The 26063-nt window shown below is 70.3% G+C and carries 23 protein-coding genes; 10 read left to right on the forward strand and 13 right to left on the reverse strand.

Features of this window, described 5'->3' with window-relative positions; translation table 11 throughout:
* Positions 1–129: 129 nt before the first annotated feature.
* The 6 genes from ACZ6SA_RS34375 to ACZ6SA_RS34400 all read right to left on the reverse strand — a co-directional run bounded on the left by ACZ6SA_RS34375 (position 130) and on the right by ACZ6SA_RS34400 (position 4524).
* Positions 130–501 (reverse strand): VOC family protein, encoded by a 372-nt coding sequence (locus tag ACZ6SA_RS34375; protein ID WP_465832889.1) that lies wholly within the window; start codon positions 499–501, stop codon positions 130–132.
* A gap of 18 nt (positions 502–519) precedes the next feature.
* On the reverse strand, positions 520–897 hold the full coding sequence (locus ACZ6SA_RS34380; RefSeq protein ID WP_465832891.1) for a VOC family protein: 378 nt from the start codon (positions 895–897) through the stop codon (positions 520–522).
* 153 nt (positions 898–1050) lie between these two features.
* Positions 1051–2058, reverse strand: coding sequence for a S1 family peptidase (locus ACZ6SA_RS34385; protein WP_465832893.1), 1008 nt, complete (start codon positions 2056–2058; stop codon positions 1051–1053).
* Positions 2059–2362: 304 nt separating this feature from the next.
* Positions 2363–3520 (reverse strand): MFS transporter, encoded by a 1158-nt coding sequence (locus ACZ6SA_RS34390; RefSeq protein ID WP_465832895.1) that lies wholly within the window; start codon positions 3518–3520, stop codon positions 2363–2365.
* 191 nt (positions 3521–3711) lie between these two features.
* The gene (locus ACZ6SA_RS34395) at positions 3712–3945 is read right to left on the reverse strand and encodes a hypothetical protein (RefSeq protein ID WP_347646052.1); all 234 of its coding nucleotides are present in this window, start codon (positions 3943–3945) and stop codon (positions 3712–3714) included.
* Positions 3946–4014: 69 nt separating this feature from the next.
* Positions 4015–4524, reverse strand: a complete 510-nt coding sequence (locus ACZ6SA_RS34400) for a VOC family protein (RefSeq protein WP_347646053.1) — start codon at positions 4522–4524, stop codon at positions 4015–4017.
* A 196-nt stretch (positions 4525–4720) separates the two neighbouring features.
* On the opposite strand from ACZ6SA_RS34400, the gene ACZ6SA_RS34405 reads away from it, so the two are divergent.
* From ACZ6SA_RS34405 to ACZ6SA_RS34425, 5 genes are all read left to right on the forward strand, one after another.
* The gene (locus ACZ6SA_RS34405) at positions 4721–4909 is read left to right on the forward strand and encodes a hypothetical protein (RefSeq protein ID WP_132341854.1); all 189 of its coding nucleotides are present in this window, start codon (positions 4721–4723) and stop codon (positions 4907–4909) included.
* 169 nt (positions 4910–5078) lie between these two features.
* A complete protein-coding gene (locus tag ACZ6SA_RS34410) occupies positions 5079–6494 on the forward strand; it encodes a xylulokinase (RefSeq protein ID WP_465832898.1) in 1416 nt (471 codons plus the stop codon).
* A gap of 144 nt (positions 6495–6638) precedes the next feature.
* On the forward strand, positions 6639–7313 hold the full coding sequence (locus ACZ6SA_RS34415; RefSeq protein WP_347646055.1) for a DUF998 domain-containing protein: 675 nt from the start codon (positions 6639–6641) through the stop codon (positions 7311–7313).
* A gap of 56 nt (positions 7314–7369) precedes the next feature.
* Complete coding sequence (locus ACZ6SA_RS34420) at positions 7370–9847, forward strand: sensor histidine kinase (protein ID WP_465832901.1); 2478 nt, start codon at positions 7370–7372, stop codon at positions 9845–9847.
* Positions 9844–10221, forward strand: coding sequence for a DUF742 domain-containing protein (locus tag ACZ6SA_RS34425; protein WP_347646057.1), 378 nt, complete (start codon positions 9844–9846; stop codon positions 10219–10221). Before ACZ6SA_RS34420 ends, ACZ6SA_RS34425 begins: the two co-directional genes overlap by 4 nt.
* A gap of 14 nt (positions 10222–10235) precedes the next feature.
* On the opposite strand, the gene ACZ6SA_RS34430 is transcribed toward ACZ6SA_RS34425, so the two are convergent.
* From ACZ6SA_RS34430 to ACZ6SA_RS34450, 5 genes are all read right to left on the reverse strand, one after another.
* A complete protein-coding gene (locus tag ACZ6SA_RS34430; protein ID WP_347646058.1) occupies positions 10236–10808 on the reverse strand; it encodes a GTP-binding protein in 573 nt (190 codons plus the stop codon).
* Positions 10789–11151 carry a DUF742 domain-containing protein gene (locus ACZ6SA_RS34435; protein ID WP_347617458.1) on the reverse strand — a complete coding sequence of 121 codons (363 nt, stop codon included), beginning with the start codon at positions 11149–11151 and terminating at the stop codon, positions 10789–10791. Before ACZ6SA_RS34435 ends, ACZ6SA_RS34430 begins: the two co-directional genes overlap by 20 nt.
* Positions 11148–11555, reverse strand: a complete 408-nt coding sequence (locus ACZ6SA_RS34440) for a roadblock/LC7 domain-containing protein (protein WP_347617457.1) — start codon at positions 11553–11555, stop codon at positions 11148–11150. Before ACZ6SA_RS34440 ends, ACZ6SA_RS34435 begins: the two co-directional genes overlap by 4 nt.
* On the reverse strand, positions 11552–13663 hold the full coding sequence (locus tag ACZ6SA_RS34445; protein ID WP_465832905.1) for a sensor histidine kinase: 2112 nt from the start codon (positions 13661–13663) through the stop codon (positions 11552–11554). The genes ACZ6SA_RS34440 and ACZ6SA_RS34445 overlap by 4 nt, the downstream gene beginning before the upstream one ends.
* 422 nt (positions 13664–14085) lie before the next feature.
* Positions 14086–15687: an NAD(P)-binding protein gene (locus tag ACZ6SA_RS34450; protein ID WP_465832907.1), complete on the reverse strand. Its 1602-nt coding sequence runs from the start codon at positions 15685–15687 to the stop codon at positions 14086–14088.
* Positions 15688–16048: 361 nt separating this feature from the next.
* Here ACZ6SA_RS34450 and ACZ6SA_RS34455 point away from each other — a divergent pair, with 361 nt between their 5' ends.
* Entirely contained in the window at positions 16049–16687 is a 639-nt protein-coding gene (locus ACZ6SA_RS34455) for a hypothetical protein (protein ID WP_347617454.1), read from the forward strand.
* 4 nt (positions 16688–16691) lie between these two features.
* Here the strand turns inward: ACZ6SA_RS34455 and ACZ6SA_RS34460 are convergent, their stop codons facing one another.
* Both ACZ6SA_RS34460 and wecB read right to left on the reverse strand, forming a co-directional pair.
* The gene (locus ACZ6SA_RS34460; protein ID WP_347646062.1) at positions 16692–18704 is read right to left on the reverse strand and encodes a glycosyltransferase family protein; all 2013 of its coding nucleotides are present in this window, start codon (positions 18702–18704) and stop codon (positions 16692–16694) included.
* 150 nt (positions 18705–18854) lie between these two features.
* On the reverse strand, positions 18855–19985 hold the full coding sequence (wecB, locus tag ACZ6SA_RS34465) for a non-hydrolyzing UDP-N-acetylglucosamine 2-epimerase (RefSeq protein WP_465832909.1): 1131 nt from the start codon (positions 19983–19985) through the stop codon (positions 18855–18857).
* Between the two features lie 188 nt (positions 19986–20173).
* Between wecB and ACZ6SA_RS34470 the strand changes: the two genes are divergently transcribed.
* From ACZ6SA_RS34470 to ACZ6SA_RS34485, 4 genes are all read left to right on the forward strand, one after another.
* Positions 20174–21724, forward strand: coding sequence for a glycosyltransferase family 4 protein (locus ACZ6SA_RS34470; protein WP_347646064.1), 1551 nt, complete (start codon positions 20174–20176; stop codon positions 21722–21724).
* A 118-nt stretch (positions 21725–21842) separates the two neighbouring features.
* Positions 21843–23105: a nucleotide sugar dehydrogenase gene (locus ACZ6SA_RS34475; RefSeq protein WP_465832912.1), complete on the forward strand. Its 1263-nt coding sequence runs from the start codon at positions 21843–21845 to the stop codon at positions 23103–23105.
* Positions 23106–23124: 19 nt separating this feature from the next.
* The gene (locus tag ACZ6SA_RS34480; RefSeq protein WP_347646066.1) at positions 23125–24213 is read left to right on the forward strand and encodes a glycosyltransferase; all 1089 of its coding nucleotides are present in this window, start codon (positions 23125–23127) and stop codon (positions 24211–24213) included.
* 33 nt (positions 24214–24246) lie between these two features.
* A complete protein-coding gene (locus ACZ6SA_RS34485; protein ID WP_347646067.1) occupies positions 24247–26034 on the forward strand; it encodes a DUF4434 domain-containing protein in 1788 nt (595 codons plus the stop codon).
* Positions 26035–26063: the final 29 nt, after the last annotated feature.

The following is a 26063-nucleotide window of genomic DNA, read 5'->3' on the forward strand; positions in this document are numbered from 1 at the left end:
TTACACAAAATGGCGGGCGAGGAAAGGGTTGTCAAGAGGGGTGGGCGTGGGAAGACCGGGAGACCGGGCGGTGTGTTTCCAGGGTGTTTCGGGGGGGGGGGGCGCCTTGGGGGCCCCCCCGCGCGAGGCCTAGACCTGAATGACCGACAGGACGTTGCCCGCCGGATCCCTGAACCACGCGATCGGCGGGCCCTCCGCGCGGAAAACCCCCTTCTCGTCCATCGGCATGCCCTCGTAACGCTCGAAACGCACTCCCCGCGCCGCGAGCTCCTCCACCGCCTTGTCGATGTCCTCGACCGGGAAGTTGAGAACCGTGAACGAGGCCGGCGTGTGGGCGTCGCCCTTCGGATATACCAGGACGCCGTTGCCGCCCTCGATGTGCAGCGTCAGCATTCCGTGCTCCTCGGAAACCCGGAGCCCGAGCGTGCCGCCGTAAAAACTTCTCGCTGCCGCGACGTCATTCACGGAGAAACCGCTGAACGCCTTCGTCGTGCCGAACACGATAACCGCCCCCTCTCGTCACATCGCCGCGCGGTGCGCCTCGCTGAGCTGGATGATCTGGACGTAGTTGCCGTCGGGATCGATCGCGGTGGCGAACAGGCTGCCGTCGCGGTCCTCCAGCTCGGCCAGCCACGAAACTCCCAGACTCTCCATCCGGGCGACCACGGCGCGGGCATCGGCCACGTCGAAGTTCAGTATCACCCTGCCGGGCTCGGCATTCTTGTCCGCGATGTCCGCCCGCGTGTCGATCAGCAGATGGAAGCCGCCGTACTTCAGCATCCGGATCACGCCGACGTCGGTCTTCTCCTCCGGCTCCAGCGCCGCGGCGTACCAGTCGCGCAGCCTGTCGGGATCGGTGCTCGCGAGCAGCATGCTGTCGAGAACGGGTCGCCTCATGGCCCACTCCTCTGTCGTCGATGTGCCTTACACCACGACAGACCGGCCCGCCGCCAGAAACTCATCGCCGCCGCCGCGACGGTCCTGCGCACGGACCGGAAAAGGCGCAGCGCGCCCGCGGCGGGGGGCGCGCTGCGCGTGTTCGCGGGAAGGTCAGCCGGTGCGGAGCGTGAGCCCGTACACGCTGAGGATCTCATTGACCGGCTGGTGGTACGTCGTGCCACCGAAACTGCAGTTGCCCGAGCCGCCGGACGTCACGCCCTGGGCCTGGTTGCCGGAGATGAACGAGCCGCCGGAGTCGCCGGGCTCGGCGCAGGCGGACGTGCGGGTGAGGCCGCGTACCGTGCCCTGCGGGTAGGTGACGCTGGCGTTGTGCTGCTGGATGGTGCCGCAGCGCCAGCCGGTGGTGGAGCCGGAGCGGCAGATGGAGGAGCCGACGGAGGCCTGCGAGGAGCCGCGTACGGTCACGGTCGAGCCGCCGGAGCCGCGCACCAACGGCTGCGGGGTGTTGCCGGGCGCGGCGACCCAGGCGTAGTCGTTGCCAGGGAAGGACGAGCCCTGGAAGGTGCCGGTCGGGTTGGTGGTCCTGGAGCCGGCCCGGCCGCAGTGCCCGGCGGTGACGAAGCCGGGGGTGCTGCCCCGCGTGACCGAGAAGCCGACACTGCAGCGGCTCGAGCCGATGTAGTAGGCCGACCCGCCGATGATGTTGATGAACGGCTTCGGCTGCTCAGTCGTCGCCGACACGGTCAGCGCCTCCTTGTCGACGCCCGCGGCGTCGGCGAGGGCCTGCGCGGCCTCCACCGTGGAGGCCTGGACGGAGACGTTGTTGGCGGTCACGTCCACGTACCAGAGGGCGGCACCGGACCTGGCGGTCTCCGGAGCCTCGTCGATCTTCTGAACGATCCCCTCGAGCTCGGCCAGCGTGCGCTTGACGACGACGGGCTGCGCGCCCTGCTCCTCGATGGCGGCGGTCTCGGCGGCGTCGGTGGTGGCGACCATGAGCTTGGAGGCGTCCTTGTTGAGCCAGGCGCCGCCGAACGAGTCGGCACCCAGCTTGCCGCTGAGCGAGGCCTCGGTGGCCGCGGCGCGCTGCTCGTTGGCGAGCCGGGTGATGACCTGCTCCTCGGAAAGGCCGAGGTCGCGTTCGAGTGCGTCGATCACGGGGGGAGGCGCGGAGGGGGGAGCTGATTGCGGTGCCGGCTCAGCGAACGCTGGGCTGAGGGGGGTGGCCAGGCAGGCGGCGAGGATGATGGATCCTGCCACCGCACCGCGTTTACTCAACATGAGCACTCCTCGGTTGGGGGTGCTGTCAAGTTAACGGAGGTTAACGCTTCTCGTCAGATGTCAAACAGGCCCTATTTCGGTGTTATATCCGCGGTTTCGGCCGTGGGCCCGAACCGGCGGCCCTCCGCCCATAAGGCCGTCCCCGGCGGCGAGCAGGGCCGCCGCCGGGGAACGGCCCCGGTCACCGGCGCGCCGGGGCGAGCGCCGTCGAGCGCGCCGTCACCAGGGCGATGAACGCGTACGGCACCACCATGAGGGCGAACGTCAGGCCGTTCGACACGTACGACGACGTCGCCCCGTACGCGGCGTACACGGCGAGCGTGACCACGTTCATGCCCAGACCGGCGACCGACGTCACGGTGGCCCTGGCCGTGCCGGTGATCTGCTCCTGCATCCGCGCGTCCGCCACCACCCCGGCCAGCTGGAACGCCCCGAAGGCCAGGGCGATCAGCACGAACCCGGCCGGGTGCCCGCTCACCGCCCCCGCCGCCATGGCCAGCGCCGCGAGGGCGAGGGTCAGGGCGTATGCGCGGGGCGGCATGTGCCGGGCGCGTCCGGCCAGCAGGCCGCCCGCCGTGGCGCCGACCCAGGTCAGGAGGATGAGCATCGGGATCACGGCCTTGGTCACGCCCGCCTCGATCGCGAGGTAGGGGACGTACTCCTCCAGCGCTCCCCAGATCGCCGTCACGAAGGCGACCAGCAGCACAGCGCGCAGGACCCGGCGATCCGTGCGGACCTCCGTCAGGCCGGCCTTCAGGATCGCCAGGTAACCCTCCTCAGCGCCGTCGCCGCGCGTGCGGTGCTCGGGCAGGGTGAGCGCCGTGGCCGCGCACAGGACGCAGGCCAGCACGCTGGCGACGCCCACGGCCGGATAGCCGCCGGCCGCGAGAACGGGCGTGGCCAGGCCGATCGCCGCCGCGGCGGCGACGGTGCCCACGGCGGTGGCCCGGCCTATGACCGCGGTGTAACGGTGCGCCTGGCCGCGGCGCTCCAACTCCTCGTAGGAGAGGGCCTCGAACGCGCCGGAAACCAGCGCCCCCTCGGCGCCCCACAACACGAAGCCGAGCGCGAACGCCCAGTAGGAAGGGAAGACCAACCACAGGGTGAAACCCAGCCCGGCCAGCAGCGGCCCGAGGAACAGGGTGACGCGCCTGGACAGCCGGTCGGCCCAGGCACCGGACGGGATCTCGAGCACCATGCCCGTCGCCGACCAGATGACGAACAGGGACGAGGTCTCGGCCACGGACAACCCGGTGTCGATGAACAGCAGCGTGTAGACCGGGTAGATCAGCAGGAATTCGCCGAGGAACGCGTAGACGTAGAGTGATGCGACAAGCATGAGGCCTTCCAGGGGGACGAGTAGGGACTCCGAGTGCTTGTCGCCTCGGAGGCCCGCGCGCCCCGCGCCGGCCCCTGGTTATGGATCAATGTCGCCAGGTCATGCGAGCCAGTCTAGTGCACCCTCTGTCACCGTCCACCCCTCCGCGACCCCAGGCCGAGCGGACGGGCCCGCCGGTGGAGGGGGTCGCGTCAGCGGTCGTCGTCGTCGAACGACTGCAGGACCCGCTCGAACGCGTCGCCGACGGGCCGCAGCACCTCCGTGAACGCGTTGACCAGCGGGCCGAAGATCTCGGTCACCTCGGTCATGAGGTCGGGACTCTTGCTCTCGGGAGGCGCCCAGCGCATGGCGTCGGCGCTCAGCGTCTCCCACTCGTCGACTACGCCGTCGATCGCGTCGAGCACATGGTCAGGATCGCTTGGCATGGCCGTTTCCCCTGGAAGTCACCCGGTGGAATCGCTCCGTGGCGAAGGAGCCGTCATCACCACCGTACTTCAGGCCGGGACGGACACGCCCACGCCGCCTCGGGTCCGTGCGCCGTACCGCTCCTTGTCGGCGCTCAGGTCGAGCGGGCGGATGCTGGAGCGGGCGGCGAGCACCTCGTCGGTCAGCAACGCCGCGGGCACCAGCCACGACACCTCGAACTCCAGCCCGTCGGGGTCCTTCGCGTAGAGCGCCTTGGTGGTGCCGTGGTCGGAGGCGCCGACCAGCGCACCGAGCTCGCGCAGCCTGGCGGCGATGCGATCGAGCTCGTCGAGGGTGTCGACCTCCCAGGCCAGGTGGTAGAGGCCGACCGAGGTGCGGCCCGCGGGTGAGGGGGCCGCGTCGCCGCCGATCTCGAACAGGCCCAGGTCGTGGTCGTTCGTCGAGCCAGGGGCCTGCAGGAAGGCGGCGCCCGGCAGGCTCATGACGACCTCGAAACCGAGGGCTTCACGGTAGAAGGCGACGCTGCGCTCCATGTCGCGCACGTAGAGGACCGCGTGGTTGAGCCGCTGAACCGGCATGGTGTACCCCTTTCGATGGAGCCACCTCAAATGTATGAGAATTCAACCACTTGGGGAGCCCCGCTGCCGCCGAGCGACGGCCGGTGGGGCCTGCCGGGGCCCATCGGCTGCGGGGAACACGCGGGCGGGGTGTGGCGCGCAACTGTCGGGCAGAGGCCGTACCGTTCTCCGGGTACCCGAACCGAGGAGATTGCCGATGCACGACACCGAAGAGGCGCTGTTCAGGGCGGTCCACGGCATCGCGGGCAGGCTCGCAGGCCAGCCCGTGCCCGTGGTGATGGACGCGTTGCTGCGCGACCTGCCCAAGGCTCCCGGCCTCGAGGTGACGGAGATCCGCAGGATCGCCGAGGAGATCAGCGTGGGCCGCGACCCGTCGGGCTTGTGAACACCTGATCGCGGGGGGAGCATCGAGACATGGGCGAGCTGACCGCGCCGACGGGCGCATCTCCCGGACGGCTGCGGACGCCCTGGTCACCCGCGCCCCCGCCGGGCGCGGGTAGCATTCCCCCCATCTCAACCAGTTCGGCGCTGGAACACGTGTTAGGAGTACGCGGGTGACGCTGGTCGCAGGGGTCGATTCCTCCACGCAGAGTTGCAAGGTCGTCATCCGCGACGCCGAGACGGGCGCGCTGGTCCGGCAGGGCCGGGCCCCGCACCCCGACGGCACCGAGGTCCACCCGTCACACTGGTGGGCCGCACTACTGCAGGCCATCGAGGAGGCCGGCGGGCTCGACGACGTGGCCGCCATCAGCGTGGCCGGCCAGCAGCACGGCATGGTCTGCCTCGACGCCTCGGGCGACGTCGTCCGCGACGCCCTCCTGTGGAACGACACCCGCTCCGCCCAGGCCGCCGCCGACCTGGTCACCGAGCTGGGCGGCCCTCAGGCGTGGGCCGACGCGGTGGGCTCGGTGCCCGTGGCGTCGTTCACCGTGACCAAGCTGCGCTGGCTGGCCGAGCACGAGCCGGCCGGCGTCCAGCGCACGGCGGCGGTGTGCCTGCCGCACGACTGGCTCACCTGGCGCCTGGCCGGCGCCTTCGCCTCCGGCCCCTTCGACGCGCGGGCCTGGCGCGAGGCCCCCACCCCGCCCCTCGACCAGCTCGCCACCGACCGCGGCGACGCCTCCGGCACCGGCTACTGGTCCCCCGCGACCGGCGCCTACCGCACCGACCTGCTGAAGACCGCCCTCGGCACCGTCCCGCACCTGCCCAAGGTGCTCGGGCCGCAGGAGGCGGCGCCGGGTTCCGGACGCGTGCTGATCGCGCCGGGCACCGGCGACAACATGGCGGCTGCGCTCGGCGTCGGCGCCCGGCCCGGCGACGTCGTGGTGTCGCTCGGCACGTCCGGCACCGTGTTCGCGGTCGCCGAGACACCCAGCGCCGACCCCACCGGCGCGGTCGCCGGGTTCGCCGACGCGACGGGGCGCTTCCTGCCGCTGGTGTGCACGCTCAACGCCGCCCGCGTCATGGACGCCGCCGCCCGCATCGCCGGCGTCTCGCTCGACGAGCTGAGCGACCTCGCCCTCCAGGCGCCGCCGGGGGCCGAAGGGCTCACGCTGGTCCCCTACCTCGAAGGCGAGCGCACCCCCAACCGGCCCACCGCGACGGGGTCGATCCACGGGCTTACCCTGTCCACCGCCACCCCCGCCCACCTGGCCAGGGCCGCCGTCGAAGGCATGTTGTGCGGGCTGGCCGACGCGCACGACGCGCTCGGCCTGCGGCCGGAACGGGTGCTGCTGATCGGGGGCGCGGCCCGCTCGGAGGCGGTCCGCCGCATCGCCCCCACGATCTTCGGCGTGCCGATCGCGGTGCCGCCACCCGCCGAATACGTCGCCGACGGCGCCGCCCACCAGGCCGCCACCCTGGTCACCACCCCCGACTGGCGCTCGGGGGACACCCAGACGTACGAAGGTCAGGCGGTGCAGGAGATCCGCCACCGCTACGCCCGCGCGACCGCGCACATCCTCGACTGACGCCGGCCCGCCGCGCCGGCTCCGCGCCGCGTGGCGGCACGGGCGCGCGCCCTGCCCACAGATGAGGACTCAGGGACGGGTCAGGGTCGGGTCGGGGGCGGGGCCTGATGCGGGGGAGCGGTCGCCAGGGGCAGGGTAGGGCCTATGACCGCAGCAAAGAGGCTCTACCCCCTGATCGCCTGCGCCTCGATCCTGTTCTCGGTGGTCGCCGTGGTGGCCGGCCAGTTCGGTTCGGCCCCCTACCTCGACCCCATGAACGTGACCGTGAGCGAGTTCGCCGTGTCCGACCGCGGGGGCGTGACGGAGATGGCGATGGCGGTTCTCGGGGTCGGGTCTCTGGTGTTGCTGGCGGGGCTGCGGTCCGCGGGGGCGCCCGTGCGGGGGATGCCCGGGCGGTTGCTGATGGTGTGGTCGGGAGCGCTGATCGTGGCGGCGATCATCCCGACCACACCCATCGGCCAGGATCCGGATCTCGCGGCGCAGATCCACAGGTACGCGTCGGTCGCGGCGTTCGTGAGCCTGCCGGCCGCGGGCGCGCTGCTGGTGCCCCGGCTGACCGCGCACGCGGCGTGGAAGCCCGTCGCGCGGGCTGTGGAGTGGGTGGCGCTGGCGGGCGGGTTCGGGCTGCTGGCGATCACCTACGTGGCGCTGCCGGGCGAGCGGGTGATGATCGGGTTGGTGGAGCGGTTGCTGCTGGCCGCGGAGGTGTCGTTGCTGGCGGTGCTCGCGGGGTGGCTGGCGTGGCTGGCCTGGCGTCCGGCCGCCGCAAAGGCCGTCAATTTCCCGACATATCACAGATTTATCGCTAGTCGATCTTAAAAGCATCTGTTTCGGTGCTATTCTCTCCCGCGATCTTCTATCCGGGAGCAGGTGTCATGGCATCGGGCAGATCCATCAGATTCAAGATCTCGACGCTGCTCGTCATCCCCTTGGTCTCCCTGATCGCGCTCTGGGGCTTCGCCGCGAGCACAACGTCGGGAGAGGCGCTCAGCCTGCTCAAGGTCGAGACCATCTGGACCGGTGTCATCAACAGGGCCGACGCCCTGGTGTCCGGCCTGCAGGCCGAGCGGCTGGCCTCGGCCGAGCGGCTCGCGGGCGCGGTGCAGGATCCGAAGGCGCTGGCGCAGGCTCGGGAGAAGGTCGACGTGGCCAGGAAGGAGCTGCGCGACGGAGCGATGGCGCAGGACACCCAGGACGTCCTCACCCCGGACATGCGGACCCAGCTCCAGACCGTGCTCGCGGAGGCCGACCGGCTGCCCGACATCAGGAAGAAGGTCGACGACCGTAGGTTCGTCGCCGGCAACCTCGTCACGGAATACTCGAAGGTCTCCGACGAGATCCACCTGCTGTACTCCAGGCTGGTGGTCAGCACCGACCTGGAGCTGTCCCTGCAGGGGCAGGGCCTGATCACCGCCGACCAGGCGCGCGAGCTGCTGAGCCGTGAGCACGCGCTGATCGTGGCCACGAACGGCCGCGCCACCATGCACGAGACGCACATGCTGGCCGGAATCGACGGGGCCAGGACGTACCTGTATCCCCAGGCCCTGGCCAACCTCGACACCGAGCTGCGGGCGCCGTTCGAGAAGCTGTACTACTCGCCCCGATACGTCACGATGGAGAACCTCCTGGAGGGCTACATCGGCGGCCAGCGGGTGGACATGCAGCTCTGGCGCGGCATCGCCGATCAGGTGCAGGCCGAATATCGGGAGGCCATCGGCACCACCGGCGACAAGCTGCTCGCCAGGATGGAGCCCGCGGGCGTGTCCGTCCTGGTGCAGGCCGGCGTCGCCGGCGCGCTCGGCCTGATCGCGGTCGTGTTCTCCGTCGTCGTCTCGATCAGGGTCGGCCGCCGCATCACCCGCGAGCTGGCCGCGCTGCGCCGCACGGCGCTCGACCTGGCGGAGATCAGGCTGCCCGAGGTCGTGTCGAAGCTGAGCAAGGGCGAGAGCGTCGACATCGCGACCGAGGCCCCGCCGATCAGGGTGAGCGAGAACTCGACCAGCGAGGTCAGCGACCTCGCGGCGGCGTTCGACAGCGTCCAGAGCACGGCCGTGGACGCCGCCGTCGAGCAGGCCAGGCTGCGCGAGGGCGTGTCGGAGGCGCTGCGCAACCTGGCCAGGCGCAGCCAGTCGTTGCTCCAGCGCCAGCTCCGGCTGCTGGACGAGATGCAGCGGCAGACGGAGGAGCCCGAGGCCCTGGAACGGCTGTTCAGGCTCGACCATCTCACCACCCGCATGCGCCGCCACGCCGAGGGCCTCGTGCTGCTGTCGGGCGGCTCGGCGGGCCGCAGGTGGCGCGGCGTCATCCCGATGGAGGACGTGCTGAGCGGCGCGGCCGCCCAGGTCGAGGAGTACACCCGCGTTCGCGTCTACCCGATGGCCGAGTGCGGCGTCTCCGGCGCCGCGGTGGCCGACCTGATGCACCTGTTCGCCGAGCTGATCGAGAACGGCACCTCGTTCTCCTCCCCCGGCAACGAGGTCTCCGTGCGCGGCGAGATGGTCGGCAAGGGCTTCGCGGTCGAGATCGAGGACCGCGGCCTGGGCATGGACGAGCACACCCGCAGGGCCATCAACGAGCGCCTGGCCAGCGCGCCGGAGTTCGACCCCGCGCAGACCGAACGGCTCGGGTTCGCGGTGGTCGCGATGCTCGCCGCCAGGCACGGCGTCAAGGTCACGGTCAAACCCTCACCGTACGGCGGCACCACCGCCATCGTGCTGGTGCCCGGTTCGCTGGTCGAGCCCATCCCCACGCCCGTGCAGCCGATGGACTTCGAGCCCGTCTCCGTGTCGGTCGTCAGGGAGGAGCCGACCGGGCCGGGCGAGCTGCCGCGCCGGATCCGTACCAGCAGACGGGCGGTGGGGAGCGGCCCGGCGGCGGTGCCGCAGCAGGGTCAGGGGAACGCTCGCACGGTGGTGCCGCAACAATCCCAGGGGAACGGTCGTACGGCCGTGCCGCAGCAACTCCAGGGCGGCCCGACGGCGTTGCCACAGCGGCAGGACCCCGAGCCGGCCGAGCCGCCGCAGCGCGAGCGGGAGACAGGGCTGCCGCAGCGGGAAAGGGAGACGGGGCTGCCGCAGCGGGAAAGGGAGACAGGGCTGCCGCAGCGCGAGCGGGACGCGGGGCTTCCGAGGCGCGAGCGGACGACGGGCCTGCCCCAGCGGGAACGGGAGACGGGGTTGCCGCGGCGCGAGCGGCAGGCGAACCTGCCGCAGCGGCTCAAGGAGGCGCCGCCCGCCGAGCAGCCGGTCGCGGAGCGCTCACCTGAGGAGGCCAGAGCGCTGCTCTCCTCGCTCCAGTCCGGCTGGCAGCGCGGGCGGCAGGACAGCGAGCAGGATGGGGGATCTGGATCGTGAGTCGCGAGCACGAGTGGGTCGACGAGGAGGCGGGGCCGGTCGTCCGGCCGTACGCGGTCACCCGCGGGCGCACCAGGCCCACGTCGTCGTCGGCGCTCGACCTGCTGGCGACCGTCGCCTCGACGGGCCTGCCCGCGCCCGCCAAGGCGGAACTCGGCTCCCAGCACCGCCGGCTGCTGACCTGCGTGGCGGGGCAGTCGAAGCCCGTCGCCGAGGTCGCCTCGACCCTCGGCCTGCCGGTCGCCGTCGTGCGGGTGCTGCTGGGAGACCTGCTCGACCACGGCCTGGTGACCGTACGCCCGCCGCGCGACAAGGCCGCCGCCCCCTCGGAGTCGTTGCTCCGAGAGGTGATCAACGGCCTGCGTGCCCTGTAGCCGGGGCCCGCGCGTCAGTTCGCCGAGGCGAGGGTCCGCAAGGAGTGCTCGACCAGGGTGATCATGACCTCCTTGGCGGAGGTGCGCCGCCGCACGTCGCAGAGCATCACCGGTACGTCGTCCTCGAGGTCGAGCGCGATGCGCACGTCGTCGACGCTGTGCCGGGCGGCGCCGTCGAAGCAGTTGACGGCCACCACGAACGGCGTGCCGCGCTGCTCGAAGTAGTCGACGGACGGGAAGCAGTCGGTCAGCCGCCTGGTGTCGGCGATCACGACCGCGCCCAGCGCGCCGTGGGACAGCTCGTCCCACATGAACCAGAACCGCTCCTGGCCCGGCGTTCCGAACAGGTACACCACGAGCCCGTCGCGGATCGTGATGCGACCGAAGTCCATCGCGACGGTGGTGGTGGACTTGGCCTCCACCCCGTCGAGGTCGTCGACGCCGATCCCGCGGTCGGAGAGCACCTCCTCCGTGCGCAGCGGCTTGATCTCGCTGATCGACCCGACCAGTGTGGTCTTGCCGACGCCGAACCCCCCCGCGACAAGAATCTTGAGCGCGACGGGGTCCTCAGAGAGCACGGAGTCCATTGATCACTTCCTTGAGAATGCGCTCGTTCGAGCGCGCCCCTCCAGCCGAGGGCGACGTCACCGAGATGAGGCCGTTGTCACGCAGGTCGCCGAGCATGACCCGGACGACGCCGACGGGCAGGTCGATCTCGACGGCCAGGTCCGCCACCGAGATCGGGTTTCGCGCTGCCCGCAGGATCAGTTGCTGTTCTGGGCCGAGCTCGTCAGGCGGGTCGCCGATGACGCGCACGGTGGCCACGAGGTCGAACGTGTCTCCGGAGGAGTGCGTGCGACCGCGGATGAGAGCATAGGGCCGGACGATCGGCCCCGCCTCCTCATCGAACCACTGCGGGCTATCGCTCATGACGCTCCAGCGCGTGGGTTGGTGCTGATGTGCTGACCCACCCGCTTGACCAGCATCGCCATCTCGTAGGCGATGTGGCCGACGTCCACGCTGGCATCGGCGATGACGGCCAGGCAGGTGCCCTGTCCGGCCGCGGTGACGAACATGAACGCGCTCTCCATCTCCACGATGGTCTGGCGCACGTCGCCGCCGCCGAAATGCCGCCCGGTGCCGCGGGCCAGGCTCTGGAACCCGGCCGCGACCGCTGACAGGTGCTCGGCGTCGTCACGGGTCAGCGCGCTGGAATAACCCACCGCCAGCCCGTCCGTCGACAGGATGACCGCCTGGCGGACCGCGGCGACCCTCGTCGCGAGGTCGTCCAGCAGCCAGTTCAGTTCACCGGTGTTGGTGGCCGGCACACTCATGCATCCCCCTTACTCATGGGCCCCTCCTCAGAGGCTTCTTCTCGGGCGCGTTGCGTTCCCCGCTGGAACGCGGAGAACAGGTCGCGTACCTCTTCGGGAGAGCGTTCGGCCTGCGGCTCCGGCTCAGGCGGTTGTTGCTTGAGCTGCGGCGCCAGCTTGGCCTGACGCACTCGCCTGGGCAGCCCGGCGTGGGTGCCCGAGGTCACGACCGCGAGCGCCTTCTTTCTCGTACGGCTCGGCAGGGCGGCCTTGCCGTCGCCGCCGCCCGCCTCCAGTGTCGCCTGGTCGGACACCAGCGTCCGCGGCACGAGCACGATGGCCGTCGTGCCGCCGAAGGGCGAGCGTCGCAGCAGCACCTGGATCCCGTGCCGTTCGGCCAGCCTGGCCACCACGAACAGGCCGAGCCTGTCGCTGTCGGCCAGGTCGAACTCGGGTGGCGCGGCCAGCAGCGCGTTGAACTGGGCGTATTCGCCGGCCAACAGCCCGAGGCCTTTGTCCTCCACCTCGATGGCGTAGCCGTTGCTCACCATGTCGCCGCTCACCCGGACCGTGGTGTCGGGCGGCGAGTAGATGGTGGCGTTCTCGACCAGCTCGGCCACCAGGTGGGTGATGTCGGCCGCTGTGGTGCCGTCGACCGCGCCGACCGGCATCGCCTCCACGGCGACCCTGGTGTAGTCCTCGACCTCGGCGACCGCGGCCCTGACGATGTCGATCACGGACACCGGCTTGCGCCAGGCCCTTCCTGGCTCGGCGCCCGACAGCACCATCAGGCTCTCCGCGTGGCGGCGCATGCGGGTGGTCAGGTGGTCGAGCCGGAAGAGCTCTTCCAGCCGGTCGGGGTCGTGCGTGCGGCGCTGCATGCCGTCGAGGAGCGCGAGCTGGCGGTGCAGCAGGCCCTGCTTGCGGCGGGCGAGGTTGAGGAAGACCTGGCCGACGCCGCGCCGCAGCGAGGCCTGGCCGACCGCTGCGTTGACGGCGGTGCGCTGCACGGAGCCGAAGGCCCTGGCCACGTCGGTGATCTCAGCGGAACCGCTCACCTTGATCGCCTTCGTTTCCTTCCGTACGTCGACGTCCTCGCCCCTGCGCAGCCTCGCCACGATCTCGGGCAGCCGGGTCTGCGACAGCTCGACCGCGGCCGAACGCAGCCCGCCCAGCTCGCCGGCCAGGCGGCGACCGAAGCGTACAGAGATGATGATTGACGCGAGCACCGCGATCAAACCGACGCCGCCCGCGATGGCGATCTTGACGATGGTTGAGGTGGCGGCCTCGGCCGCGCGCGTGGCCACGGTCGCGGACGACTCGGCGCCGATCTCGTCGAGCTGGGTGGTGAGCCGGTCGACGATTTCGTGCCAGCGGTCGTTGTCGGCGGGCAGCTCGCCGGATCCGGCGACGCGCGCCTCCAGGCTGGTGAAGGAGAGGAAGGGGTCGGTGGCGAAGACCAGCTTGTACGGCTCGCGCAGCCGCACGTCGAGCCCGGCCAGCCCGCGCGCGTGCAGGAACTTCCTGGAGGCGACGTACTCGGTGAAGGCGGCCGCCTCGGCGTCGCTGAGCCGTTCGGCGCCGCGCGTCCCGACGATGAGGGCGTGCTCCCTGGCGATGTACTCCCGGGCCATGCCCATGGCCTGCATCGCGGAGGCCTGCTGGTAGATGGCCAGGTCGGAGACGGTGACCAGGTGGTCGTAGACCAGGAAGAGCCGGTCGAGCACGTGGTTGTAGGCGTTGAGCGTGGTGAGGCGGTTGCCGCGGCTCTCGTCGACGCCGGCCCTGATCTGGCCGAGCCGGTCGAGGGCGACGTTGAGGTTTCCGATGGGGCGGCGCAGGTCGCTGTCGACGGCGTCGCCGGCCTCGTCGACGGCCCGGCGGAAGTCGTCGACGGCCTTGTCGGTGCGGGAGCGCTGGCTGCCGAGCACCTCGGAGAGCTCACGCGCGGTGAGCGGTTCCATCGAGCGCACGCGTTCGGCCTGCAGCTGTAAGCCCAGGTCGGTGGAGGTCACACCGATCGTCTGGTAGAGCGTGTCCGCCCGGAGCAGTGACTGGGTGTCGCCCATGGTGAGGTTGAGCACGAAACCCCACAGCGCGCTCAGAGACAGGAGGGGTAGCAGCAGCAATAAGAAGATCTTGAACCGAATTGACCGGTTTCGCGAGCCCATGTCCCAACCTCGAGTCGGGGGCATTTCCACACCTTGTGTAAATACACCTCCGGAAGATCGCACAGGAGACTAGCACCGTTTATGGTCCCCGCGCAGTGGGGGGAAGACGTTCATTACCGGGATTATTGGGACGGGATCTGGGGCTCTCGGCGGGCCGAAGCGGGTTGATGGCGATCCTTCGGATCGCGGCTCGGTCGCTTGGGTCCGGTGTCTTCCCTCGTCGTTCGGTCGCTGCGCTCCCTCTCTCCTCAGTCCAGACACCGGCGCTCCCTCGCGGGTTGATGGCGATCCTGCGGATCGCGGGCTCGGTCGCTTGGGTCCGGTGTCTTCCCTCGTCGTTCGGTCGCTGCGCTTCCTCCTCCTCAGTCCAGACACCGGCGTCATCGCCCGAGTTCCGCGACGGCGCGCAGCGCGGCGGACACGGCCGCGTCGGCGCGTCCGACGGGCGCGGAGTCGGAGCCCGCGATCGCGATCCTGCCGAAGCTCCTGCGCGCGACATCCGCGGGGAAGGGCCCGTCGGGATAGTACGGGTGCCAGGGCCGGCAGTACTCGGGCGTGTTCGCGTGCCCCCACCGGTCGACCGTGATCGCCTCGATGTCCGCCGCGGGGTCGAAGCCGGCAGGGCCGAGCAGCCGGGCCAGCTGGTCGCGGATGGTGTGCTCGAGCCGCCCGTACGGCGTCCTGACCAGTTCCCGCCTGCCCGCCGCGGCGCCCGCGCCGGGCCCCAGCTCGGAGCGGCAGGGCGCGGCCAGGAGGTGCACGGTGGCGGGCGGTTCGAGCTCGCAGAAGCACCAGTACGCGCCCGTCCAGCGCACCCGCCGGACGCCGAGCCGCCGCCATGCGTGCGCGTCGCGCACCTGCACCGTGGCGTGCAGCAGCGGCACCCTGATCGCCGAGCGCAGCGCCCGCCGCTGGTCCTCGGGGAGTTCGGGCACCAGGTACGGGACGACCGCGCTCCAGCAGGCCAGGATCACCGCCCCGGCCTCGACCGTCATGACCTGGTGGCCGTCGAAGTAACCCACGGTCGCGGCGCGGGCGCCGTCGCGCGCGAACACCACCGGGCTGGACAGCCGCAGCCGCGCCCGGCCGTCGGACGGCGGCGGGGCGACGTGGTCGCCTCGGACGCCGGCCTGCCATTCCTGCCGCACGCTGGGCGAGTTGAGCCGGGAGGGTTTGTCCCGGTCGAGCCCGAGGCCGGCGAACCCCGGATAGCCGGTGCCCCAGGCGTCGATCGCGCCGAAGGCCCGGGTGTCGTAGGCCCATTCGCGGCACGGCATGGTCCGGCAGAACCGCTCGACGTCGGGATGGACGCCGCACACCTGGAGCAGGAACTCGGAGTACGTGAGCGCGGCCAGCCGCTCCTGCTTCTCCTCCGCCGACAGCCTGGGGAACCAGTCGGGCGGGTTCTCGTGGAGCATGCGCAGGTCGCGCCTGGCCCGCTCGGCGATCGGCGCCTCGCCGGCCCATCCGGGCGAGTCGAGCCTGACCAGCGTGTCCGCGCCGAAGGTCTCCGCGTCGCACATCACGCTGTCGGGCCGTCCCCGCTCGGCTCCCTGGCGGGTCCTGCGGCGCAGCGCGTCGCGCCGGGCCTGCCCCGCGGCCTCGTCGTGGTTGTCGAGGACGAGGACGGAGGCGCCGGGATCGTGCCGCAGCCATGCGGTGGCGGCGCTCATCCCGCTGCGCCCGCCGCCGGCCACCACGAGGTCGTAGCGCTCGCCTGTCGCCTCCGGCGCGCCCGCGTGGGCCCAGAACCGCCCGTCCCGCAGCGCGTGCGGCACGCTGAGCGCCTCACTGGTGTCTCCCCGCACCGTGAAGCCGCCCGGCCCGTACGCGGCGTTCTGGGGCGTCTCAGCCTGCCCAGGGGCGCCATGCGCCACTCGTGCCGCCGCCGGGCTCCCCAGAGCGCTCACGGCTATGCCGTCGAAGAAGTCCCGGCGGGAAATGATCTGTTTCATCCCGAGGTCGCGTGGAGTCAGGCCCATGGCGCGATCATCAGCAGCCGGGTGAAAAGCGGCGTCATGCCGCGCAGTGGTTCGAGAAACATTTTGCGCGACCTATTACGGCGAATGCCTGATCGGGTCACCCGTCCGGCATGTCAGGCCGGAGAGTCAAGTGGCCGGCACGCCCCTCTTGGCAGCCTCCTGGCGGTGGCGGGTGCCTGACCAGCACGATCGCGGCACCCTTCGTGGGCCGCGGAACCGGAAAAGCCGCGAAACCATTGAATTCCGCGAATAGCGACGTTGCCCGGCTGCGTACTCTCCGCTTCCTCTAGCGTTTTCGACAATGCCGCGCGAGCGAATTGGAGCGTATATGCTTAAGACCATTTCTGGCATATGTCTGGGCATGCTGGCCCTAGCCGGATGTTCCTCCGGGGAGGAGCCGCAGGCCCCCGCCGCCTCGGCGTCCGCGTCCTCGCCGTCCGCCGCATCGGCCAAGCTCCGCGCCGCCCTGCTGCCGGTGCCCGACGGCATGCACGTCGCCTACGGCCCCGAGCTGGGCGCGTTCGGCAAGCTCAAGTCCACCCAGCAGGGCATCGCCGCGCTGCGCCAGGCCAAGCTGCAGCGCCCGGAGTGCGCGGGCGCGGCGCAGCTCGACATCGAGCAGCCCGACATCGCGGGGGCGCCCGCCGCAGTGATCGCGTTCGCCGCCGAGCGCGGCTCGATCACGCAGGCGGTGGTGTCGCTGCCGTCGGAGTCCTTCCCCAAGCCGCTGCCGCGCCAGTGCGCCTCCTACACGGCCGACGTCGGCGGCACGCAGGTGACGTACACGACCAGGACGCTGAAGATGCCGCCCAAGGGCGACGAGTCGCGGGCCTACCTCACCTCGGCGGCCGGCGGCGAGAAGAACGCGCAGATCGGCTCCGTCATGATCAGGCGGGGCACCGTGGTCATGAGCATGCTCGTGGTCGGCCAGAAGGTGAAGGCGCAGGGCCTGTACGAACTGGCCCGCCTCGCCGACAAGAACCTCGAACAGGTCGCCTGACGGGTCAGATGAGCACGTGGTCGTCAGGGCGGCCGACGAAGGCGAACTGCGCGTTGCGGGTCAGCTTGATGTGGTCGGCCTGCCACGTGTGCATCGAGGCGTCCGCGCTGCGCCAGTAGACGAAGTTGAAGCGGTCCGCCGAGTAGATCTTGACGGAGTCCTCCTTCAGCCGCCGTACCAGCTGGGTGTCCTCGCCGCGGGTGATGTCCGCGAAGCCGTACGAACGGAACATGTCGGCCTTGCCGAGGAACGTGCCGCCCTGGACGAGGAACGAGTAGCGGTGCTCCAGACCGGGCAGGCGCAGCATGGTCGTGTTCATGCCCTCGAAATAGGCGTAGTGCGCGCCCTTGCCGACCAGCTCGGCGTCGGAGTAGTCGAACGCCCTGACCAGGTCCGACAGATAGTGCTCGCCGTAGAGGTTGTCGTCGTCCATCTTGGCGATCAGGTCGCCCTCGGCGGCGGCGATGCCCAGGTTCATGCAGGCGCCGAGCGAGAGCGAGGCGTCCGCGGGCAGGACGACGACGTCGGTGATGCCCGCCATGCGGGCCTTGTCGGCGACCACGACCGGGTCGATGTCCAGGCCGTGCAGCACCATGACGAGCTGGAGCGGCCGGTGGATCTGGCGGGCCACCGACGAGATCGCGTGCTCGATCTGGGCGGCGCGGTTGGTGGGCAGCACGACCGAGATCGAGCGCGACCTCGCCGGCGTCTGCTGCCCGAGGAGCTGGAGGATCTGGTCCACGCGGTGGGAGAACAGGTGCTTGTCGAAGACCTCGCGCATCGCCAGGTGGCCCGTCCTGGCCCGCAGCTCGGGGCTGTTGATCAGGTGCAGCACCTGGTTGTACGACTCGACCGGCTCGCGCGCGATGGGGACGAGCTCGCCGAAGGTCTCCTCGATCGCCCGTGACCACCCCGACACGACGGGGGTGGCGCAGGCCGACAGCTCGAAGACGCGGCGGGCGCACATGGTCGGCGAGTCCAGCACCGAGTTGACGTTGAGGAAGACCTTGTACATCCGGTACGCGGCCAGCATCCGGTCGTAGGGCAGCTCGCCCACGATGTGCGGCCGGTACTTCTCCGGCCAGGCGTACTTCTCGTCCACCTCGCCGTTGCGGGCGAAGATGTGCAGCCCGAGCTCCCTGATCGGGTCGAGCACGGTCTCCATCTGCTCGCGGCGCTCGGGGTGCTTGTCGCGGAAGTACATCCCGGCGAACACCACGTCGTGCAGGCGGCCCTGGCGCTGCTGGATGGGGTTGTGCACGCGGGGCTGGGCGGCGAACTGCAGCACGTCCACCCGGTCATGTCCGAGAACTTCGCGATATTTCGGCAACATGTCACCGTCGCAGGTGAACACGTAGTCGAACAGCTTGGCCGTGTCGATGAAGAAGTCGAAGTTCGGCGGGTCCTCCTTGTTCCAGAAGACCGTGGGGATGCCCTCCTGCCTGCACCAGGCCACCAGGTCGCGCAGCGGCTCCTTGGGAGCGTTGGTGCCGGTCATCTGGTAGCGCCAGCGGCCCTGGTTGCCGTGCCAGGCCGACTCGCAGAACAGCAGGTCGGGCCGCTTGTCCGCGAAGATCTCGGGCCAGTCCTTGAGCCCGAACTCGATCTGGTCCCACTCGTAGCGGAAGGCCATCCTGGAGAAGTCGTCGAGGATCACCGCGACCTTCAGGTCGGGCCGGTTGACCGGGCCCGCCGGCCACTTCACCGCGGGCACGTCGACCAGCGGCGGCCGGTTGTTCGCCGCCTCGATGGCCTCGGTGACGGGTGTGGGCGGCTTGGGGGCCTTCTGCTTCGACCTGACCGCCTCGACGATCTTTCCGGGGCTCTTCGTGCCCAGCGCCTCGCCCAGCTTGAACGTGCGCTTGGCCTGCGTGGCCTCCAGCTTCCAGCCGGCGTACGCGGCCTTGGCCTCGGCGATCTCCAGCCGCCGCCGCAACTCTCTCAGCTCCGCCTCGTACCGCTCGACGACCTTGCGGTCCTCGGGCAGCCAGTTGACGGGGCCGAGTCGCTGGTACACGAACTCGGAGGGTTCGTGTTGGGAAGATCCGTGCGAAGCACCGAGATTCTCGGGGGGAACGCGGGGGGCCTGCCCCCCGCGAGGATTTTCGGCCATGGTGGGACGCCTAACGCTCAGCGGAGGTACATCATGCTACGGCGGAAATGGCCACTATTCGGGGCGTTTGCCCTGAGAGGCAGGGGCCAGGTTGTCCCCCTTGAGCCAGGCGGAGATCACCTTCGCGATCCGCGGGCCGGCCTGGCCGTCCCACAACACCGGGAGCTCGCCCGCGGGCGTCAAGGCGCCGTCGGCCAGTGACTTCTCCGCCGCCGCCGGCAGCAGCGCGGGCGTGACCAGCCGGTTCGTGCCGTGGGTGATCGTGATCGGCCGCTCGGTGTTGGGCCGTACGGTCAGGCACGGCACGCCCAGCACGGTCGTCTCCTCCTGCACGCCCCCTGAGTCGGTGACCACCAGCGCCGCCCCGCGGACGAGTGAGAGGAAGTCCACGTAACCCAGCGGATCCACCACCTTGACCGACGGGCCGTCGACCAGGCCCGCCTCGGCCAGCCGGGCCTTGCCCCTCGGGTGCACGGGCACCACGAGCGGGATCTGCCGCGACACGTCCAGAACCGCGTCGACCAGCTCCTTGGCGGCCTCGGCCGTGTCCACGTTCGCCGGCCTGTGCAGGGTCGCCACGGCGTAGCGGCCGGGCAGGCCGAGCCGTTCCACCACGGGCGCCGGGTCCAGCGAGGGCAGGGCCGCGTACAGGCTGTCGATCATGGGGTTGCCCACCAGGTGCACCTTCGACGCGGGCACGCCCTCGGACGCCAGGTAGGACAGCGCCTCGGGCGAGGTGGCGAACAGCACGTCGGCCAGCGCGTCGGTGACGACCCGGTTGACCTCCTCCGGCATGCCGCGGTCGAACGAGCGCAGCCCCGCCTCCACGTGCGCGGTCTTCACGCCCAGCTTGGCGCAGACGAGGATCGCGGCCAGCGTCGAGTTGACGTCGCCGTACACCACGACCAGGTCGGGCTCCTGCTCCTGCACGACCTCCTCCAGGCCGACGAGCAGCGCCGCGGTCTGCCTGGCGTGGCTGCCCGAGCCGACGCCCAGGTTCGCCACCGGCTCGGGCAGGCCGAGATCGGCGAAGAACACGTCCGACATCAGCGCGTCATAGTGCTGACCGGTGTGGATGATGCCCTGCCGCACGCCGAGTTCACCGAGTGCCCGGACCACCGGGGCCGCTTTCACGAAATTGGGACGAGCACCCAATACGTGCAGGACCAGGGGGTTCTCCCTCATTGACCTCGCCTTTCATAGCGGAAGGGAAAAAACGCTGCCTATGGTACGGTCACCGCGTGGCATCCGACGCCAGTCGTCAAGACTCCTCCCGCTCATCCGACAGGGTTTCCGCGAAGTCCGCCCGTGCCGGCGTCGGTGGACTTCTCAAAGGCTTCGTCCAGCACCCGATCATCGTTTCCCGGGTGGTCATGACGAAGGTCAGATCCGACCCCGTCCGCGTGGCCCAGGCCGCCGCCGACACGCTTCCGCCCCGGATGCGGCCCATCGTGGGCAGCGTGGCCTGGCCGGCCGCGCGCCGGGCCCGGCGCATGGTGCGCAAGTTCGGCATGCGCGTGGTCAAGGGTCCGTGGAACGAAGCCAAGACCCACTGGGACGCCGGCCGCGTCAGCGAGGCCGCCGCCGTGCTCGAGGCGCACACCAAATACCCCTTCGTCAAGCGCAGGGCCGCCTACTACCGAGGCGAGTTAGCCGCCATCAGCCCCGACCCGATCCCGCCGGCCCCCAAGGTGGCCATCCTGAGCCGGGTCGAGAACCGCGTGCTGCACGTCGTCACCAACGCGCTGCCGTACACGCAGGCCGGCTACACCGTCCGCACCCACCGCATCGTCAGCTCGCAGAAGGCCGCGGGCATCGATCCGCACGTGGTCACGAGCTGGGGCTGGCCGATGTTGCAGGGCCACGCCGACGCGGCCCCGTACGAAGAGATCGACGGCATCCCCTACTACCGGCTGCTGCCGGACGGGCACGGGGAGATGCCGTTCGAGACCCAGGGCCGCATCACGCGGGGCGCCGACGGGGTCACCAAGCTGGTGACCGAGCTGCGGCCGCGGGTCGTGCACGCCGCCACCGACCACCGCAACGGCTCGATCGCCCACGCCGTGCGCGACAGGACGGGCACGCCGTTCGTCTACGAGGTGCGCGGCTTCCTGGAGGAGACCTGGGCCTCGCGCGACCCGATCCGCGTCGGCAGCCAGCGGCACGTGCTCCAGCGCGAGCGCGAGGCGTTCCTGATGCGCGAGGCGGACGCCGTGGTGACGCTGGCCGAGACGATGGCCGCCGAGATCGTCGAGCGCGGCGTGCCCAGGGAGAAGATCCACCTGGCGCCCAACGCCGTGGACGACTCGCTGCTGTCGGCCCACTACGACGGCGCCTCGTTCAGGCAGGCGTACGGCATCGAGCCCGGCGAGATCGTGGTCGGGTCGGTGTCCAGCATCGTGGCCTACGAGGGATTCGCCACACTGTTGCGGGCCGCCGCGCTGCTGCGTGACGACCGCACCCCGGTGCGGGTGCTCATCGTCGGCGACGGCACCGAGCGCGACAACCTGCTCGAGCTGGTCGACGAGCTGGGTCTGAGTGACGCCGTCCTGCCGGGGCGGGTCGGTCCCGAGGAGGCGCTGCAGGCGCAGGACGCCATCGACATCTTCGTCTGCCCACGCGAGGACCTTCGCGTGTGCCGACTTGTTACGCCATTGAAACCGGTCGAGGCGATGGCGCTCGGCAAACCCGTCGTGCTGAGCGATCTGCCCGCGCTTTCCGAGCTCGTCGGCTCCGACGGCGCCGGAATGCTCGTGCCGCCCGGCGATCCCGCCGCGCTGGCCAAGGCGCTCGCCGGGCTCAGGGAAGATCCCGGCAAGCGCGCGGAGATGGGCGATGCGGGACGGGCCGAAGTGGCGGCGAAGCGCACGTGGAGCCGGGTTGCCGAGACTTATCAAGCTCTATACCGGTCTCTTGGTGAATGATGACCTTCGTGTTGGCTGTCTCTTACGACGGGTTCGGTCGCATTAGGCGTGAGCTAGGTGGACTTGAGATAACCTTTGCGACCATGAAGTGTTGTTTCCGGCTCCTCAAGGCACAGCTGTGACAGAAATCGACTTGGCTGTCATCGGTCTGGGCTACGTCGGCATGCCGCTCGCCAAAGAGGCGGCGGCCGCCGGGTTGCGGGTCGTCGGCGTGGACGTCGACCCCCGCAAGGTCGACGCGCTCAACGCCGGGCAGTCCTACATCGATGACCTGACCGACGCGGACCTCGAGCACATGCTGGCCAACGGGTTCAGCGCCACGCTCGACGAGACCGTGCTGGCCAGAAGCAACACCATCGTCATCTGCGTGCCCACCCCGCTCGACGAGGACCACCGTCCTGACCTGTCGGCCGTGGAGGGCGCCACCAAGACCGTCGCCCGCAACCTGAGCAAGGGCACGCTCGTCGTGCTCGAGTCCACCACCTGGCCGGGCACCACCGACGAGGTGGCCAGGCCGCTGCTGGAGAGCTCGGGACTGCGCGCCGGCGAGGACTTCCACCTGGCGTTCTCACCCGAGCGCATCGACCCGGGCAACCCCAAGTTCGGGCTGCACAACACCCCCAAGGTCGTCGGCGGCTACACGTTGACCTGCCGCGACCGGGCGACGGCGTTCTACGGGGGATTCATCGAGCAGGTGGTGCCGGTCAGCGGCACTCGCGAGGCCGAGATGGCCAAGCTGCTGGAGAACACCTACCGGCACGTCAACATCGCCCTCGTCAACGAGATGGCGATCTTCTGCGACGAGCTCGGCATCGACCTGTGGGAGTCGATAGAGGCCGCCGCGACCAAGCCGTTCGGCTTCCAGAAGTTCCTGCCAGGACCGGGCGTCGGCGGGCACTGCATCCCCGTCGACCCGTCCTACCTCTCCTACACCGTGCGCAAGCTCGGCTACCCGTTCCGGTTCGTCGAGCTGGCGCAGGAGATCAACGAGCGGATGCCGTCGTACGTGGTGGCGCGGGTCCAGCGATTGCTGAACAGCAACAAGAAGCCCGTGAACGGCGCCAAAGTGGTTATGCTCGGCGTCACGTACAAACCGGATATCGCCGACGAACGTGAAACCCCGGCGCTCCCGGTGGCGCGGGCGCTGCTGGAACTGGGAGCGGAGCTCTCGTTCGCCGATCCGTACGTCAAGGAGTGGTCGGTCGACGGCACCGCGGTGCCGCGTGAGGAGGATCTCGCCGAGGCCGTGACCAACGCGGACGTGACGCTGCTCCTGCAGCAGCACGCCGCGTTCGACCTCGACATGGTCGAAGCGAAAGCCAGGCTCGTGCTGGACACCCGAGGCGTTCTCGCCGAGGGTGAACGCGTCGAGCGGCTGTAGCGACGGAGGGCTGCGCGCAGTGCACGTGCTCGTCATGACGGTGGTGCATAACCCCGAGGACGCGAGGATTCTGCATCGGCAGATACGCGCTCTCGTGGACGCCGGTCATGAGGTCACGTACGCGGCGTCCTTCACCGCTTTCGGCGTCGTCCCCCGTCCCTGGGTCACGGGCGTCGATCTGCCCAGGGCCGCGCAGCGCAAACGCCTGTCCGCGGTGTGGGCCGCCCGCCGGCTGTTCAAGCGCATGCGCGACAAGGTCGACCTGGTCCTGGTCCACGACCCCGAGCTGCTGTTCGCCGTGTGGGGCGTACGCAACAGGCCGCCCGTGGTGTGGGACGTGCACGAGGACACCCCGGCCACGCTCTCGCTGAAGCCCTGGCTCCCCTCGCCCCTGCGGCCGCCCGTGCGCTTCATGGCCCGCATGCTCGAAGGCACCGCCGAGCGCCACATGCACCTGATGCTGGCCGAGACGGCGTACGCGGGCCGGTTCAAGCACGCCCACCCCATCGTGCCCAACGAGACCTGGGTGCCCGACTCCGTGACCCCGCCCGGCGACGACCGGGTCGTCTATCTCGGCTGGCTGTCGCGGGCCAGGGGCGTGATCGAGGCCGTCGAGGTGGCCAAGCTGCTGCAGCCGTACCGCGTGGCCGTCGAGCTGATCGGGTACGCCGACCCGCAGAGCCGTCCGATGCTCAACCAGGCCGTCACCGAGGGCCTGCTGGAATGGCGCGACTTCATGCCCAACGACGAGGCGCTCAAGCGGCTCGACGGGGCGCTCGCGGGGCTTTCCTTACTCCACGACGAGCCCAACTACCGGCATTCCATGCCGACGAAGATCGTTGAGTACATGGCCCACGGCATCCCCGTCATCACCACCCCCTCCCCGCGCGCTGTCGAGCTGGTCGAACGTTACGACAGCGGCGTCGTCGTGCCGTGGGAGGACCCCAAGGCGGTCGCGCAGGCGGTGCTGACCCTCCGCGACGACGTGCGGGAGCGGCGGGCCCAGGGGGCGCGCGGTTACGCGGCGGCCCGCACCAACCATCACTGGCCCAACTCCGCGAAGCGGTTCGTCGCCCAGCTGGAGTCGTGGGCGGGCCTCAGCCGATAACGGTTCTCCTTCAAGGGCGGTAGGTACCTGAACGTGCGCTGGCTTTTCCTCGCTGTGGGCGCGGCCATTCTCGCCGTTGTGGCGGCGGCGATCATCGTGTTTCCCATCTCGTCGGAGAAACCGGTCACCCGGCCGGCCACGCCCAAGCCGTCGAGCACCCAGCCGACGCCGAAGGTGAGCGCGGTCACCGACCGGTGTGGAACGTTCGAGACGAAGGAACAGGCCCCCTACGCCGTCACCGGCTACTGGATCACCCCCAAGTCCAACCCCTGCACCTGGCGCAAGCAGTTGCAGGAGATCCACAGCGTCGGCGGCGACACGATCATCAGGATCGGCTACGGCCTGCAATACCGCCCCGTCACCCGCTCCGGCGAGATCAAGACCAAGGACGGCGAGCTCGACTCGCTGTACGAGGCGTGCGAAGAGGACGGCCTGACCTGTCACGACGCCGCCGAGCGGGATCTGAAGAAGGCCAACCCCGGCAACCGGATCGGCCGCACGTACGTCTACCGCACCGACGAGTCGTTCGGCGAGGGCCTGTTCCGCTGCCCCGAGATGGAACACGCCATCCAGACGCCCAAGCGCACCTATTTCCGGCTCATCACCCAGCCGGACGGCTCGGACGACTCCACGTGCGACTTCAGCGGCAAGGCCGTCTCCTACGACATGATCCTGATCGCGGGCAAGCCCACGGACAGCCTGACGGAGCTGCTCGGGCTGGCCGACCAGTTCGGCATGCGGGTCTTCCCCGCGCTGCCGCTCGCGCCCCGCGACCCCAAGACGCCGACGAGGGCCAACAAGAAGCACATCGGCACGCTCACCACGGTGACGCGGCGCATCCTGCAGGACTACGGCGTGCGCTTCGCCGAGCGCGAGTCGCTGGGCGGCGTCTACCAGCCGTTCGAGGTCCAGATGTCCGACACCCTGGCCGACAACCCGACGCTGGAGGTCTACGCCGACCAGCACCGGATCGTGGAGCAGGAACTCCCCGGCAAGCCCATCCTGATCAGCCCCTACCTCGACGCCCGCAAGCGGGTGGCGTTCGGCCAGACGCCCAGGCAGGTGGCCGAGGGGTTCAGGGCGCTGACGAAGACGGGCGTCGGCATCATCGCGCCCCAGGACAGCCGCGGCACCGGCAAGGTGGGCCTGTTCTGGCCCGACGAGCGCGAGAGCGAGGTCGACGAGCGGCTGCGGCCTGTGGTGGGGGAGTCGACGTACGAGACCGCGTACCACGGCTCCACGCGCGACTACTACCGCGAGATGTCGCTCGCCCGCGAAGAGCTGCTCATGGCCGGTTACGAGGTGCAGCTGTGGGCGAACGTGGAGGCGTTCGAGCCGTCCGGCGACCAGCCGTGCGCCCCGCACGGCACCCGCGGCAAGACTGACAAGAAGCGGCTCGACCAGGCCGTGACCATGGCCGGGCGCTACGTGCAGAAGATCGTCTCCTACATGTGGAGCGACTTCATGACGTGCGGCCAGCCCTCGCTGGAGCAGGAGATCACCGCCGACTGGCGGCGGCCGCTCGCGGTCGACGCGATCCGCCGCGGGCGTGACGTCCAGGACGGCGTGGAGGTGCGCGGCTACAACTTCAGGGGCGGCACGGTCACCGTCCAGTGGTCCGGCGGGACCGAGGAGCTGGTGGTGTCCGCGGTCGGCTGGCTCGACGAGGACCCGCTGGAGGAACTGCCCGAGGGCATGGCCACCGCGTGGGTGCCGTTCAACTGGTCACAGGTGCCGGCCGGAGAGTGGGTCAGGATCGGGGTGAAGCTGCCGTCAGGCCAGTCGACGACGGAGCCGTTACACGTGCGGATCGACACCTGACCCCGAGGGCCGTCGCAGCGTTCGCTCCC

It is taken from the genome of Nonomuraea sp. NPDC049378 (assembly GCF_055586745.1).

Bases quoted from the DNA above. Each gene is read 5' to 3' on its own strand.
- ACZ6SA_RS34380 (WP_465832891.1), bottom strand. From the start codon at position 897: ATGAGGCGACCCGTTCTCGACAGCATGCTGCTCGCGAGCACCGATCCC.
- ACZ6SA_RS34390 (WP_465832895.1), bottom strand. From the start codon at position 3,520: ATGCTTGTCGCATCACTCTACGTCTACGCGTTCCTCGGCGAATTCCTG.
- ACZ6SA_RS34395 (WP_347646052.1), bottom strand. From the start codon at position 3,945: ATGCCAAGCGATCCTGACCATGTGCTCGACGCGATCGACGGCGTAGTC.
- ACZ6SA_RS34400 (WP_347646053.1), bottom strand. From the start codon at position 4,524: ATGCCGGTTCAGCGGCTCAACCACGCGGTCCTCTACGTGCGCGACATG.
- ACZ6SA_RS34405 (WP_132341854.1), top strand. From the start codon at position 4,721: ATGCACGACACCGAAGAGGCGCTGTTCAGGGCGGTCCACGGCATCGCG.
- ACZ6SA_RS34415 (WP_347646055.1), top strand. From the start codon at position 6,639: ATGACCGCAGCAAAGAGGCTCTACCCCCTGATCGCCTGCGCCTCGATC.
- ACZ6SA_RS34420 (WP_465832901.1), top strand. From the start codon at position 7,370: ATGGCATCGGGCAGATCCATCAGATTCAAGATCTCGACGCTGCTCGTC.
- ACZ6SA_RS34430 (WP_347646058.1), bottom strand. From the start codon at position 10,808: ATGGACTCCGTGCTCTCTGAGGACCCCGTCGCGCTCAAGATTCTTGTC.
- ACZ6SA_RS34435 (WP_347617458.1), bottom strand. From the start codon at position 11,151: ATGAGCGATAGCCCGCAGTGGTTCGATGAGGAGGCGGGGCCGATCGTC.
- ACZ6SA_RS34440 (WP_347617457.1), bottom strand. From the start codon at position 11,555: ATGAGTGTGCCGGCCACCAACACCGGTGAACTGAACTGGCTGCTGGAC.
- ACZ6SA_RS34450 (WP_465832907.1), bottom strand. From the start codon at position 15,687: ATGGGCCTGACTCCACGCGACCTCGGGATGAAACAGATCATTTCCCGC.
- ACZ6SA_RS34455 (WP_347617454.1), top strand. From the start codon at position 16,049: ATGCTGGCCCTAGCCGGATGTTCCTCCGGGGAGGAGCCGCAGGCCCCC.
- wecB (WP_465832909.1), bottom strand. From the start codon at position 19,985: ATGAGGGAGAACCCCCTGGTCCTGCACGTATTGGGTGCTCGTCCCAAT.
- ACZ6SA_RS34470 (WP_347646064.1), top strand. From the start codon at position 20,174: ATGACGAAGGTCAGATCCGACCCCGTCCGCGTGGCCCAGGCCGCCGCC.